Source organism: SAR324 cluster bacterium (assembly GCA_015232315.1).
In the GTDB taxonomy this organism is placed as follows: domain Bacteria; phylum SAR324; class SAR324; order SAR324; family NAC60-12; genus JADFZZ01.
Window position 1 is genome coordinate 75066 of record JADFZZ010000020.1, and the last position, 14350, is coordinate 89415.

Here is a 14350-nt window from a genome sequence, read left to right on the forward strand (position 1 = left end):
GCAAACATGAATCCAAATAAAAATTCAATCCTGCTGTCATTTTAAAGGGCGCCTATGAAAATCCTGAATCTGTTCATACTTTGTCTGCTGATTGTTACACCAGCCAGTTCTCTTTATGCGGATATCGATCCTCGTGAAGGCTGTGACTCCTGTCTGTTCAAAATCAATTCTCTGGAACAACCGTATGATCTTACAGGAAAATGGCTGTTTTCACGCAAGGATCGTGAGCAAAACAAGGCTGTGACTCTGGACACCTCTGACTGGGAATTGATCAATGCTCCCGGCCCCTGGATGTGGGTTGAATTGGGAAAAACGTTCACGGTGGGGTGGTACCGCGGCGTGTTTGAATTTTCCCCTGAAATGATGGGACAGAAAGTGGTTGTGTTCATGGACACCTATCTGAGCCGTACTCAAATTTATCTGGATGGCAACATGATCTTCCAACGTCCGGATCTGGATCATTTTCAGTCGTATTATCCCATTCAATCCATTCCCGCTGTATTTACGATCACGAAAACAAGGCATGTTTTTACCTTCAGGGTTCAAACCTACATGATGACCGGCACCTATCAACTCCCGTTGAAAATTCAGAAATTTGATGCCGGGGCCTATCGTGCGTTGGGGTCCAGTCAACTCTGGGGCGGGGGCGGACAGATCCGTTTGGTGTCTGCTTATTTTTGTTTGGCGTTTGGTCTGTTTTTTCTGCTGGTTTATTTCAAAACCAGAGAATTGCTCTACCTGCTGGCATCTCTGCTCGCCATGATAACTTTTCCATTCTTTGGATTTCCCGGGGAGAGCTTTATAAGAAGCTGGGGCCCCGAAGTGACTTATATCTTACACTACATGGGGCTGTATGTAGCCTACTTTATCTACCTGTTTATTCAGTATTTCACTGGCTGGCGTCCCGTGTTGAACAAATATCTGGGCATAAGCAGTCTTGTAAGCGCAGTCTTTTTTCCAGTTGTAGCCTTTGTGTACAGGGATGTCACCTTGATGCTCATAGTTCGCTATGTATGTGTTACGCTAGCCTTTACGATGGTGATATTTGCTTATTATGACCTTTGTCGAGCTTACTGGAAAAACAGAAGTGATCGGGACCTCCGCACTATTTTTGTGGGACTGTCCGTTCTCATTGTTACAGCCAGCAACGATGCGGGAATTGATTTTGGACTGTTCAGTTCTTATGGAATGTTATCAATCGGGTTTATATTTTTGATTTCCAGTCTCCTGTGGGTCGCGAGCATTCATTTTGCCGATACTTTCCAGGAAAACAAACGTCTGGTCCATGATCTGACCAATATCAATGAAAATCTTGAAGGCATTGTCGCTGACAGAACCAAAGCTCTGAGAGAGAAAACCAATGATATCCAGAGCATTTTGCAAAACATGCCTGAAGGCATATTAACGGTAACTTACGGGAACAAGATTCATCATGAATACTCGGCCTATCTGGAAAAAATTCTTGAGACCAAGGACATTGCGGAAAAGGATGTGATGGAAGTGGTGTTCCGGAATTCTTCCCTGGGCGCTGACTCTTTTGCCAGTGTGGATACGGTACTCGGCGCGTGTCTGGGCGAAGACAGCATGAACTTTCTCATGAATCAGCATTTGATGATCAGTGAACTGGAAAAGCATTTTCCGGATGGAAAGAAAAAACACCTCGAACTTTCCTGGGCTTCCATCTGTGACGATGACGACATGATTGACAAAATCATGCTCAGTATCCGGGATGTCACTGAACTTAAAAAATTGCAGAAAGAGGCCGACAGCCAGAAGAGAGAACTGGAAATGATTGGTCAGATTCTGTCCATTGATCAGGAAAAGTTTTTTGAATTCATTGCCAGTGCCGAAAATTTTCTCGATGCCAATGAAAAATTGATTCTGGAAACCAGAGAAAAAAATCATGAAATTCTGGAAACACTGTTTCGCAATATGCATACGATCAAGGGAAATGCCCGCACTTATGGACTGCTTCATATGACCAATCAGGTCCATGAAGCCGAACATGAATATGATGAGTTGCGCAAACATGAAGAAAAAATCTGGAATCCGGAGCAACTGATCGAACAGCTTCAGACCGCTCGTAAACTTTTATTGGAATACAAGGAACTCAATGAAAAGAAACTGGGACGCAAAGGACCGGGACGACGTGGTGATGGCGGGGACATGCTGACTGTTCCAAAATCCAAGATAGAAGAAGTGCTGTCCATCATTCATCAGTTGGATGTAAAAGCTGTGGATCGGGTACAGCATTCTCTGCACACCATTGAAAATACCCTGAAACGGTTTGGGACCCAGAAACTTGAAATTCTCCTTTCAGGCATTCTCAATTCACTGCCGTCACTTGCCAAAGAACTGGCAAAGGAGCAACCTGAAATTGTGATTCAGGACAAGGGCATTCTGATTAAAAAACAGGCTTTCGGGCTGATCCGTAATGCCTTCATGCATATTTTCAGGAATTCTCTGGATCATGGACTTGAAAAACCCGCGGATCGAACAGCCAGGGGGAAAACACCACAGGGCACGATTACCCTCACGCTGGAGTTGCAACAGGACCGTGTTCTGTTCCGATATAAGGATGATGGTCGGGGGCTTGCGGTTTCCCGCATCCGGCAAAAAGCGCTTGAGAATAAACTCATTGCGCCAAATGAAGTCATGAGTGCGCAGGAGGTGGCTCAACTGGTGTTCCGCTCAGGTTTTTCGACGGCAGAAAAAGTGACAGAAGTTTCAGGCAGAGGCGTTGGAATGGATGCGGTTAAAAAGTTTTTTCAGCAGGAAGGTGGCGATGTCATGATCCAGTTGCAACAGCATTCTGAAGCAGATGATTTCATCCCCTGCGAATTTCTTCTCTGGTTGCCTGAAGGTCATGTGCTTGTAACTGAAGATTCACAAAACAGTTAGGAACACTCAAAAAATAGCATAGGAAACTTTCTGGTTACGAACGTTCCGTTCGTATCCGTTCCATGACCCACCGCCGGTGGGTCAGACGCAGAGCTTCGCCTGGTGGATAACGTGCCCTACGTCCCGTGGGGCACGAGCAAACTTTTACAACTTATTCTTTTGCCATTCCTTAGGAACTTTTCAGTTGTTTAACGGAACCACTGCCCTGATGTTCCAGTATAAATATTCCCGTTCAAACAAGATAGAAAAGCATTTGACATTTACCACTTCATTCATTAGGAAGGCCCTTTGGTCGTTCCTGATCAGGAACCGCCATCAGTGTTTCAAGTGAGCGGGAAATCACAGGGGGGCCTGCGAAACGCAAACGAAAAACATTGAGGAATCATGACATTGGATGTGAAACAAATAGGAGAAAAAGTCGCTGAAAAAAGTGCGTTGCTTGGCCGGGTTCGCTCGGAAATCGGTCAGGTGATTGTAGGACAGGAATATCTGGTGGACCGGTTACTGCTGGTCATGTTGTGCAACCAGCATGTTCTCATTGAAGGGGTGCCTGGATTGGCAAAAACCCTTTCTGTCACAACCCTTGCCAAAGCAGTTCAGGCCAGTTTCCACCGAATACAATTCACGCCGGATCTCCTGCCGGCAGATGTTCTGGGAACCCAGATTTACAATCCGAAATCCGGAGATTTCCATATCCGTAAAGGTCCGGTCTTCGCCAATATTCTGCTGGCGGATGAAATCAATCGCGCACCCGCCAAAGTCCAGAGCGCCCTTCTCGAAGCCATGCAGGAACGGCAGGTAACGATTGGCGATGAAACCTTCTTTCTGCCTGATCCCTTCATGGTACTCGCTACCCAGAATCCGGTGGAGCAGGAAGGAACCTACCCCTTGCCGGAAGCTCAGGTGGACCGTTTCATGATGAAGCTCAAAGTGACCTATCCTTCCAAATCTGAAGAAAAACAGATCTTGAAACGCATGGCACGCACGGCGCCGAAAACAGCGATTCAACCCGTGATCACCCCGGAGGAAATCAAGCATCTGAGAGAATTGGCTGACGAAATTTACATGGATGACCAGATTGAGGAATACATTGTCAACATTGTGGATGCCACCCGCAATCCCGACAAATACCAACTGCATATCCGGGATCTGATCCGTTATGGCGCATCGCCGAGAGCAACTTTGTTTCTTGCCATGGCATCGAGAGCACATGCTTTGGTCCAGGGACGGGGCTATGTGACGCCTCAGGATGTGAAAGCGATTGGCATGGATGTTCTGCGACATCGTGTGATGATCAGCTATGAAGCGGAAGCTGAACAGAAAACCTCTGAAGACATCGTCAAACAGATTTTTGACGCAGTGGAAGTTCCATGATCCCCAAAGACCTGGCAAAAAAAATCCGTATCATTGAGATCTATACCCGCAAGGCCGTCAATGACATTCTGGCCGGAGAATACGAAAGCGTATTCAAGGGCCGTGGAATGGAATTTGACGAAGTCCGCGAATACGTTCCCGGCGATGAGATCCGCGACATTGACTGGAATGTAACCGCGCGCATGGGGCATCCGTTTGTCAAACGCTATGTTGAAGAACGGGAACTCACCATCATGTTTCTGGCAGATCTTTCAGCTTCGGGCAGTTTCGGCAGCCATGAAAAAACTAAAAATGAAGTCGCCGCTGAAATTTGCGCGTTGCTGGCGTTTTCCGCCATCCGGAACAATGACAAGGTGGGACTGATTGTTTTTACCAACGAGATTGAACTGTTCATTCCTCCCCGCAAGGGCGCTTCGCATGTGCTCAGACTGATTCGTGAACTGCTGGCGTTTGAACCCCGCTCACCGCTAACAGACCTGAATGTGGTCATCGACTACCTTGGACGTGTCCTTCACAAACGCTGTGTGGTGTTTCTGATTTCTGATTTCCAGACAGAGGGTTATGAAAAAAAACTGCCCATCATGGGCAAACGCCATGATGTGGTGGGAATTGCCCTTCAGGATCCTGTGGAACAAGCATTGCCTCCGGTGGGACTCATTGAACTGGAAGACGCTGAAACAGGCGAAACCCTGCTGATGGATGCCGGGGATCCTGATTTTCGAAAATGGTATGAACAACATGCCCGCCAAACCCGGGAAAAATTAAAAGAACAGTTTCAGATGATGAATATTGATCTGGCGGAGATTCAGACCGGCGATGATTATGTCAAGGATCTGATTCGCTTTTTCAGGAGTAGAAAACGACGATGAACCGTAGCAACACCTGGCTCATCCTTTTGATGGCAATGATCCTGACCGGCTGCAAATCCCCCATTTCCGGCACACCCGAACAGGCTCCGGCCCCTGACGGTCTGCAAAAAGTTTATGAACGGGGTCCTCTGCAACTCACACTCACGCTGAATAAAACCAGTCTGACAATCGCTGAAACGCTGGAACTCAATCTTGTGGCGCGTCTGTCTGAAGACCATGATATCAAATGGCCCAAATTTGGCGAAAATCTGGAAAAATTCGGAATCCGCGATTACCGGTCTCCAGCCCCCAAACTGCTGGAAAATGGCCTCATGGAATATCGAAAAACCTATGTGCTGGAGCCATTTTTATCAGGGGAATACCTCATTCCCTCCATGACCCTCTATTTCTGGAATAAAAACGAACAACCGCCACAAACCCATGAATTGTCCACCGAACCTGTCACCCTTCAGGTAGCGTCCCTCTTGCCGGAAAACATCCAGAAACAGGAACTTCGTGAAAATCTGCCTCCAGTGGAAATGCCGATTTCCCAGCAAACCTGGCTCATTGCCGGATTTGGCGCAACCTTGCTTGTGCTGGCTGGTGCCGGTGGCTGGTGGTTCTGGCGCAAGCGCAAACGTCGTGAAACCATCGTGCCGGAACGTCCGCCCCATGAAACAGCTTATGAAGCACTGGAACATCTGGTGCGGGAAAATCTGATCGAAAAAGGTGAGATCAAGGAATATTATCTGCGCCTGTCCAATATTTTGCGGCATTACATTGAAAATCGGTTCCTGATCAAGGCGCCCGAACAGACCACCGAGGAGTTTTTAACTGAATTACGCAACCATGAACGGCTTGCAGGATATCACAAGGATTTGCTGAAAAATTTTCTCAAACACTGTGATCTGGTCAAATTTGCCAAACATCAGCCTCAACAAGATGAAATCCAGCAGGCGTTCCATGCCTGCCGACAATTCATTGAGGATACACATAGAATGATAGACAAAAATGAAAACATTTGATCCAACAGCATTAATCGCGGCAATTTCACAAAAACGAAATGAATATCCATAAAAACGCATGTCCTCTTTGTGGTGGAACAAAAACCGATGGAAAAATCACATTTACTGTAGATTTAAAGGAAACACTGGTCGTTGTAAGAGATGTTCCAGCAACTATTTGTTCCTTATGTGGAAATGAATGGCTGTCAGATGACATTGCGGCTAGTTTGGAACTCATTGTCAGTGATGCTAAAACCAAAAGTCACCTTGTAGAGATTACTAATTTTCCTAGAGTCGCATGAGAGATAAACGGTCATTTGCGTCCGCATTTATAAACAGGTAAGAATGACAGAATTTGGAAATCCCTGGGCTTTGCTTTTGCTGTTACTGATACCCATGGTAATCGTGTTGCATTTGCGGTTCATGAAAACCGCCACACTCCGTTTTTCCAGCCTGCGTGGCCTGTCCAAAGGGAAACACTCGTGGAAGCAACGCTGGTTTCGATTGCCACTGGTGATCCGTGTTGTTGTGCTGGTTTTGCTGGTAATTGCCATGGCTCAACCACGGAATGGCCAGGAAAAGGTGCGGGATATCAGCCAGGGAATCGCGATCGAAATGGTGGTGGATCGTTCTGGAAGTATGCAGGCTGAGATGGATTATCAGGGACGCACCATGAATCGTCTGGAAACCGTCAAACAGGTGTTTGAGGAATTTGTGACCGGACAGGCCGGGGTGCTGGAAGGACGTCCCAATGACCTGATCGGATTGGTATCGTTTGCACGTTACGCCGACACACTCGGACCGCTGACCCTGGCGCATGGAGCGATTGCCCAACTGCTCCAGAATATCAAACTGGTAACACAACGCAATGAAGACGGCACAGCCATTGGCGATGCCATTGCGTTGGCCGCCGCCCGCTTGAAAACAGCGGAAGAAACTATCGCCAGACAACAGGACGCGGGAGACACTTCCTACCACATCAAAAGCAAAATCATCATTCTATTGACGGATGGACAAAGCAACGCTGGTAAATACGAACCCCTGGAAGCCGCGAAAATGGCAAAGGAATGGGGGATTAAAATTTACGCTATCGGCATTGGCGGCAATGAAGGCATGTTACGTCAACAGGGACTTCTGGGAAGTTTTCTGATGCAATCCGGGATTGGCGGAGTGGACAAACAAACCTTGCAAAGTCTGGCGGATACCACAGGGGGATTGTTCCGCATGGCTGAGGATGCCGAAGCGTTGATCAGCATTTACAGGGAAATTGATCAACTGGAACGTAGTGACATAGAATCCCTTCGTTATCTGGATTATCATGAATGGTTTCAGCCCTTTGCTTTGATGGCTCTGCTGTTGTTGATTGTCGAGATGTCACTGACCCATACTGTTTTTCGAAAAATTCCCTGAGGATTCGGCGTTATGGATTTCATACGATTTCAAACCATTGAATATCTCATGCTGTTGTGGGGCTTACCGCTGATCATCGCTCTGATCGTGTTTGCGGGCCGGCAACGACAACAGGCACTGGAAAAATTTGTGGATCCCAAATTGTTGCCTGTGCTCAGTCGCTCTGTAAGTCCCGGCGCACGACGCTGGAAAAACGTCCTGCTGGTATTCTGTCTGGCACTGGGCGTGATCGCCCTCGCACGACCAGCATGGAATCCTGTGCCCCAGACCATCAATCGACAGGGGCGCGATGTTGTCTTTTTGCTGGATGTTTCCAAAAGCATGCTGGCTGAAGATTTGGTACCCAACCGTTTGGAACGTTCCAAAATCGCGATTGGCGATGTGATTGAAAAACTCCAGGGCGACCGGGTGGCGTTAGTGGTATTTGCGGGAAACACCGTGGTCAAATGCCCGCTCACGCTGGATTACGGATTTTTTAAAATGGCATTGGAAGTGGTAGGTCCTGACAGTGTTTCACGAGGGGGCACCATGGTGGGCGATGCGTTGCGTACAGTTTTGACAGAAGTGTTCGATGATCAGGAAAAACAGTTCAAGGATGTGATTCTCATCACCGATGGCGAAGACCATGACAGTTTTGCGGTTGAAGCCGCAGGGAAGCTTGGTGAACGAGGCGTTCGGCTGATTACCATTGGGATTGGCGATGAAAACCAGGGTCAGCGGATCCCTCTCACCAACGAGCAGGGACAAAAAACATTTTTGACCTACAAAGGGGCTGAAGTCTGGTCCAAACTGAATGGGGCAATGCTCAGGGACATGGTCAACGCCACACCCGGCGGGCGATACCTGAATGTGGCCACCGGGAACATTGATCTCGGTGAAGTCTATCTGAATCTGATTGTGACCGCTGATAAAAAAGCACTGGAATCGCAGACCATCAAACGCTATGAAGAAAAATTTCATATTTTTCTGGGATTGATGTTTCTGTTGCTATGCGCTGAATTGCTCTGGAGTGAACGCAAACCTTCCCGCCAAAAAATCAGGTTTTTTGAAAAGTGGAGACACAAGGAATAATCATGAAAAATAGTGGAATCATTTTGTACAGGAGTTAAAACCATGAACTCAATAACAGAACAAATTCTTCATGATTTGAATGAATTGCTAATCCAATACCAGATTCGATCTTGAACTTATAAAACCTGTAATGTACTATATTCTGTACTTAATTCATTACTTCCAAAAGGCTTTATGGAAACGCTCAATATTTCGGATACCCGAACCAAACTCTCACAAATCGTGAACAACAAAATCACGGTGGAAATTACCAATGCAAAAGAGAGTTCCGTGATTATACCCAAAAAAAATTATAAAGAGATGGAAAAAAGGCTGGTTGAATTGGAAGCTCAGGCGGTACTAAACAGAAACGAATCTTCAACCTCTCTGGATGAAATTGAAAGAGAAGTGGCTCGTAGGATACATGCTCATTAGAAAACCTCCTGAAGTTAAAGACTCCCAAAAAGAAATTCTTTATCAATTGGCTGATGATAATCTTGAACTTTGTCTTCAAATCATCGGGACAATAAAACTAATTGATAAAAATCCTGGTCTGGGAGAGTTGGCCTTATCACCAAATCTGCGTTACTACACAGATGATGACCAGAAGTTCAGAATCACCTATGTTGTCTTTCCTGATTATATCCTTGTCACTGTTATCAAATTGCTGACTTAGAAATGACAAAAGAATAAGTATTAAAGTTTGCTCGTGCCCTACGTCTCGCGGGGCACGTTATCCCTCAGGCGAAGCTCTGCTTTGCACCCACCGGAGGTGGGTCATGGAACGGTTAATAATCATGAAAAAGAATGGAATCATTTTGTACAGGAGTTAAAACCATGAACTCGATAACAGAACAAATTCTTCATGATGTGAATGAATTGCCTGTAGATATGCAGTCTGAAACCCTTGATTTCATCAAGTTTCTAAAAATGAAATTGGAACGACAACAGGTCGTCGGCAATAAGTCGGAAATTGAAAAAAACCAGCGAAAACAAGCGATAGGAAAAATTTTGGAACGCATGGCCCAAAGAAACGCATTGGCTGAAATCAAGGACCCTGTGGCATGGCAGAAGAAACTCAGGGAAGATCGCTCACTCCCGGGGCGGGAGGACTGATGTTACTTGACAGTAATATTATTATTTATGCAATACAGCCTGAGTTCTCGAGATTGCGTCAATGGATTGCCAACAATGAACTGGCAATTTCGGAAATAAGTTTGCTGGAAGTACTCGGTTATCACAAATTAACTCAACAGGATAAACTGGATTTGACAGAGTTGTTTGATTGGAATCGTGTTTTGCCAGTGTCACGACGGGTGATTGATTTTGCCATAACATTACGTCAACAACGCAAAATGTCACTGGGTGATGCTCTGATTGCAGCAACCGCTATGATTCATGACCTGACATTGGTTACAAGAAATACCAAAGATTTTGAATGGATACAGAATTTGAAATTATTAAATCCGTTTGAACAGGAGTGAAACGTGATTAAAAAGAATATTCATATATCACTGGTTGCGCTGGGCTTATTTCTGCTGGGAAGCAACGTGCATGCGGAATCGGCGCGGTCCCTGATTTCACAAGGGAACCAGGCTTATCATCTCGGGCAGTATGACCAGGCGATTGAAGCGTATGACAAAGCTCTGGAGGCCGAACCGGATTCGCCCTATGCCCTGTATAACAAAGGCAACGCACTTTACAAAAAAGGCGAGTATGACAAGGCTGTGGACGTTTTTGAACAGGCGGCCCTGAAAAGTAAAAATTCTGAACTGGAAGCACACAGCCATTTCAATCTGGGCAATGCCGCCGTGAAGGAAAGCGAGAAGTTGGGACAAACCGACGGTTCCAAAAGTCTGGATCGACTCAAACAGGCCATAGACCATTATCAGCAGGCGCTTGCCATGAATCCTGAATTGAAAGACGCGGGATATAATCTGGAACTGAGCCGTCAACGGCTGAAATTTCTGCTGGATGAAATTCAGAAACAAAAAGAAGCCGCTCAAAAACAGCAGGAACATCAAAAGGAAGTGGCCAATCAACTGGAACAACTGGCAGGTCAGCAGGAACAACTCCAGCAAGACACCGCACAATCGTTCCAGGATCACAAAACTCCAGAAAACATGGATGATCTGAAAAACCGTCAGCAACAACTTCAGGATCAAACCGGAGAAGTGATGAACGACATCACCCAACAGCCAGTGCCCGGACAGGAAAAAATTCAGGAACAATTGCAACAGGCTCAGGAACATCAGGCGAACGCCTCTCAGCAAATGGAACAAGGCGATGCCCAAGCCACCCAACAGGCCCAGGAACAGGCGGCTGATTCCTTGAAAAACGCCTTGGCGGCCTTGAAAGAGCAACAACAACAGGATCAGAAAAATCAGCAGTCAGAGGACGGTGAACAACAAAACCAGCAACAAACCGCAGGTTCTCAGAATCAGCAGGGTGAGCAGGGACAAGAGGGTCAGCAACAGGCCGCACAGGCCGTCAATGAGGATGGACAACAACCCAATGCGGATCAACAGCAGAAACCGAAAGGCGTGATTGCGGGCATGTCGCCCGGGGATATTCTCAAGGAGGAACAACACAACCGGGAACAGCGGCAGATTCAACAGGCCTCACGATATTCAGAGGTGGATAAGGATTGGTAATGGTAAAAAGAAATTTTGTTTTTTTATTCGTGGTTTTAAGTCAGGCATTGCTGTGGGGAACCATAAGCCTTGCTCAAAGTCCAATTTCGGCCAGAATCGCCTTGGAAAGCCAGGAAGTCTATCTGGGTGCGTCTTTTGTCATGCAGATTCAGGTCGAAGGCGCGGAATCGCCTGACAAACCGGATTTATCCATGATTCAGGATTTTGCGGTTCTGGAGAAAGGAGGACAGCAGAACAGTCGTTCCTCAGTGACCATCATCAATGGACGGATGGTGCGGGATGACCATCATGGTTATATTTTTTCCTATGAACTGGTTCCTAAAAAACTGGGCGTGCTGATTCTCCCAGCCCTCAAGGTCACAGCCAATGGACAAACGGTTTGGACAGACGCGGTAAGAATCAAGGTCATCAAACCTGCCACGACCGATGAATTCAAGCTGTTCATGGAATTGTCGGATCATGTTGTGTATGTGGGACAACCGGTCACACTGACCATGAGTTGGTACATCTCAAAAAATGTCAATGAATTCAACTTTTTTGTGCCGGTTCTGGAACAACCTGAATTCAAGACCGCTGATCTTCCACTTCCGGCGGATCTGGCGAATAACAAGGCCTATCTTGAAATTCCGCTGGGATCCGACCGTGCTCTTGGCAAGAAAACCACCGAATCACTGAACGGCAAGGAATATCTGGTGGTGCGCTTCAAAAAAATTCTGTTTCCCAAACAGACTGGTGAAATCCACTTACCTCAAAGCACCGTGGCGTTCAATGCGGTGATGGGACTCCAAAATCAAACACGACGAAATCAATTTGACCGTTTTTTTAATGATGATTTTTTTGGAAACAGCCTGTTCAATCAACAACGGGAAGTGGTTAAAAAATTTGTGGTAGCCTCCAATGAATCTGTATTGAAGGTGAAACCACTACCTGTTGAGGGACGACCGGATGTATTTACCGATCTGGTCGGGCAATATTCCATGCAGGCGGAAGCCTCGGTGACGGAAGTCCAGACCGGTGATCCGATCACACTGACCTTGCGGGTTTCCGGTCCTGATTTTCTGGACAATGTGGAGTTGCCTCCGCTGAACCAGTTTCCACCACTCAGCCAGAATTTTAAAATCCCTGCGGAAATGTCACCTGGAAAAATTGAAGGCAAACACAAGGTTTTCACCCAGACCATTCGCCCCCTGAATGCCCGCGTGAAAGAAATTCCGGCAATTCCCCTGCCCTATTTTGATTCCGCAAAAGGTTCCTGGGAAACCGCCTGGACCCAACCCATTCCCCTGAAAGTTGCTGAAGCCAGAACCATCACCGCCAAAGACGCGGAAGGCGTGGCGCTGATGGTTCAACCTGAACAAAAAGTACTGGAAACACAAGACTCAGGAATTGCTTACAATTATGAAGATTTGTCTGTGCTGGAAAACCAGGCGTTTTATCCTTCTGTATGGCTCCGTTCACCGGTTTGGATGGGACTTCTGGCTGGAATGCCGTTGCTGTATGTTGCGTTGCTGGGATGGACTCGCTGGCGACTCAACAATGATTCGGGACAGGAAAAACGACAACTCCGTCAGGCTGGAAATGTGTTTTTCAAAACCCTCAAATCGCTGTCTCCCGAATCTGCTGAATTTTCTCGTGATTTGCTCAACGCACTGCGCCAATACCTGGGGTCCAAGTTAAAACTCAAGGCCCAGGCCCTGACCATTTCTGATGTAACCCAACCCTTGCAGGATCGCGGAATTTCAGAGGACTTGCTGAACCAGACACGGCAGATGTTTGAACAATGCGAAGCCTTGCGCTATGGGGGTTCACTTTCAGCCAGCAACGCGACCCAGTTGATGGATTCCGCAAAAAATCTGGTTCAGGAACTGGAAAAGAAAGGAAAATGGTCATGAAATCCACAGTTTATTTGTTTATTTGTTTATGGATGCTTGGTTCGTCAGCGGCCATTGCCTCCACTTTGACTGAGGAAACACGGCAGGACCTGTTCAGTCAGGCCAAGGATTACTTCCGACAGGCCAATGAATTGCGTGCGTCCTCCCCACAACAGGCTGGTGAACTTTATCAAAAAGCCTTGTTGCGATTTGAACGACTCGTTCGTGACGGTGGAATTGAAAATGGAAAATTGTATTACAACATCGGCAACACCTGGTTCATGATGGGCCAACTGGGAGAAGCGATCCTTAATTATCGACGTGCACTGCGTTACGTTCCGCATGATGCCAATCTCCGGCAAAATCTGGAATACGCAAGGTCCCAACGCAAGGATCAATTTGAAGAGCAAGCACAGGAACAGGTCATGAAAATACTGCTGTTCTGGCATTACGATTTTTCGCTCAAAACACGTTTTCTGGTATTTATGAGCTTCTTTGGGCTATTCTGGCTGGGACTGATCGTGCGTTTGTTTCAGCGGGAGTGGGTTCCACCCTGGGGGCTGTTTTTGACATCGTTGACAGCCATCCTGCTTTTGGGATCGCTGATGGTCAGTGAATGGCATGACCATCAAAATCCAGCCGGAGTGATCACCGAAACAGAAGTGATTGCCAGAAAAGGGGATGGTCAGTCCTATCAACCCGGTTTTAGGGAACCTTTGCATGAAGGCACCGAATTTTCCTTGCTGGATTCCCGCAACGGCTGGTTGCATATTCAGCTTCCCGATGGACGTGAAAGCTGGATTCCCGAAGCAACCGCCGGGTTGATCCATTCAATAGAACCTCCAGTATCGAATATTGAATGAGGCGCACACTCAGGGTCCATAAAGTAATCACCGGTACATAATCGTGTGTGATGTTCGTTGTTTGTCATTCCGGGTGAAGACCCATCTAGGGGCACGGGCGAGGCAGTTAAGTTAAGGAAAATCCCCCGTCCGCTATCGCGGCCACCTCCTTTATGTACGCTTAACTTTGGACACATTTTTTTGTTCAAAGATAAGGTTGATAAAGAAGAGTGTACAGATTCATCATCAAACGAAAACAGCTCCTAAAAACGGCTATCAACGTAAGCCGATACACTTTATAAATTCAATGGATTAGAAAAAATTCTTTTTTGAGAATTTCGAGATAAAGGCAAATCCCCCATCTGATCCACCAACCAGGAAAACAAATCAGGAAAT

14 protein-coding genes are annotated in these 14350 nt (G+C 46.7%); all 14 read left to right on the top strand.

Annotated elements, in window-relative coordinates; genetic code table 11:
- The first annotated feature begins 54 nt into the window (after nt 1–54).
- A complete protein-coding gene (locus tag HQM11_13640; GenBank protein ID MBF0352069.1) occupies nt 55–2901 on the top strand; it encodes an Hpt domain-containing protein in 2847 nt (948 codons plus the stop codon).
- A 384-nt stretch (nt 2902–3285) separates the two neighbouring features.
- Nucleotides 3286–4275: a MoxR family ATPase gene (locus tag HQM11_13645; GenBank protein MBF0352070.1), complete on the top strand. Its 990-nt coding sequence runs from the start codon at nt 3286–3288 to the stop codon at nt 4273–4275.
- Nucleotides 4272–5144, top strand: coding sequence for a DUF58 domain-containing protein (locus HQM11_13650; GenBank protein MBF0352071.1), 873 nt, complete (start codon nt 4272–4274; stop codon nt 5142–5144). Before HQM11_13645 ends, HQM11_13650 begins: the two co-directional genes overlap by 4 nt.
- Nucleotides 5141–6148 (top strand): hypothetical protein, encoded by a 1008-nt coding sequence (locus HQM11_13655; protein ID MBF0352072.1) that lies wholly within the window; start codon nt 5141–5143, stop codon nt 6146–6148. The genes HQM11_13650 and HQM11_13655 overlap by 4 nt, the downstream gene beginning before the upstream one ends.
- Before the next feature lie 38 nt (nt 6149–6186).
- Nucleotides 6187–6429 (top strand): type II toxin-antitoxin system MqsA family antitoxin, encoded by a 243-nt coding sequence (locus HQM11_13660; protein ID MBF0352073.1) that lies wholly within the window; start codon nt 6187–6189, stop codon nt 6427–6429.
- A 43-nt stretch (nt 6430–6472) separates the two neighbouring features.
- Entirely contained in the window at nt 6473–7537 is a 1065-nt protein-coding gene (locus HQM11_13665; GenBank protein MBF0352074.1) for a VWA domain-containing protein, read from the top strand.
- A gap of 12 nt (nt 7538–7549) precedes the next feature.
- The gene (locus tag HQM11_13670) at nt 7550–8608 is read left to right on the top strand and encodes a VWA domain-containing protein (GenBank protein ID MBF0352075.1); all 1059 of its coding nucleotides are present in this window, start codon (nt 7550–7552) and stop codon (nt 8606–8608) included.
- 174 nt (nt 8609–8782) lie between these two features.
- Nucleotides 8783–9022, top strand: coding sequence for a hypothetical protein (locus HQM11_13675; protein MBF0352076.1), 240 nt, complete (start codon nt 8783–8785; stop codon nt 9020–9022).
- Entirely contained in the window at nt 9012–9263 is a 252-nt protein-coding gene (locus HQM11_13680) for a hypothetical protein (GenBank protein MBF0352077.1), read from the top strand. Before HQM11_13675 ends, HQM11_13680 begins: the two co-directional genes overlap by 11 nt.
- A gap of 161 nt (nt 9264–9424) precedes the next feature.
- A complete protein-coding gene (locus tag HQM11_13685) occupies nt 9425–9703 on the top strand; it encodes a hypothetical protein (protein MBF0352078.1) in 279 nt (92 codons plus the stop codon).
- Entirely contained in the window at nt 9703–10071 is a 369-nt protein-coding gene (locus HQM11_13690; GenBank protein ID MBF0352079.1) for a type II toxin-antitoxin system VapC family toxin, read from the top strand. The genes HQM11_13685 and HQM11_13690 overlap by 1 nt, the downstream gene beginning before the upstream one ends.
- A gap of 3 nt (nt 10072–10074) precedes the next feature.
- Nucleotides 10075–11241, top strand: a complete 1167-nt coding sequence (locus HQM11_13695) for a tetratricopeptide repeat protein (GenBank protein MBF0352080.1) — start codon at nt 10075–10077, stop codon at nt 11239–11241.
- Nucleotides 11241–13133, top strand: coding sequence for a BatD family protein (locus HQM11_13700; GenBank protein ID MBF0352081.1), 1893 nt, complete (start codon nt 11241–11243; stop codon nt 13131–13133). The genes HQM11_13695 and HQM11_13700 overlap by 1 nt, the downstream gene beginning before the upstream one ends.
- Nucleotides 13130–13975 (top strand): tetratricopeptide repeat protein, encoded by an 846-nt coding sequence (locus HQM11_13705; GenBank protein MBF0352082.1) that lies wholly within the window; start codon nt 13130–13132, stop codon nt 13973–13975. The genes HQM11_13700 and HQM11_13705 overlap by 4 nt, the downstream gene beginning before the upstream one ends.
- Nucleotides 13976–14350: the final 375 nt, after the last annotated feature.